This window comes from Bacteroides sp. ET225 (assembly GCF_024733745.1).
GTDB classification, from domain to species: Bacteria; Bacteroidota; Bacteroidia; order Bacteroidales; family Bacteroidaceae; genus Phocaeicola; species Phocaeicola excrementipullorum.
This window is the reverse complement of the sequence record NZ_JANRHN010000100.1, coordinates 1-267: the sequence shown is the minus strand read 5'-3', so window position 1 is coordinate 267 and position 267 is coordinate 1. Positions and strand designations below refer to the sequence as shown.

General features: G+C 55.1%; 1 pseudogene. It reads left to right on the top strand.

The annotated features are described in order from the left end of the window. Nucleotides 1–64: 64 nt before the first annotated feature. Nucleotides 65–267 (top strand): annotated as a pseudogene (locus NW212_RS15270) (IS1595 family transposase); the annotation flags it as partial.

The following is a 267-nucleotide window of genomic DNA, read 5'->3' as shown; positions in this document are numbered from 1 at the left end:
ACAAGCGTTGAGCATGGCCAAACATTGTGAAGCGACAGTCCCTGAAAGCTCGCACCTGTCAGCTCTGTTGGAAAAGCAGGGCTGCTGCCCTCATTGCGGCGGCAACCGTTACTACCGTTTCGGCAAGGACCACGGGACGCAACGCTTCAAGTGCAAGGATTGCGGCAGGACTTTCACCGAATATACCGGCACGTGGCAGCAGAAGCCCCACAAGAAAGGGCTTGTCAAGGCATATATGCACCTGATGTCCGAGCAGAAGTCTCTTGA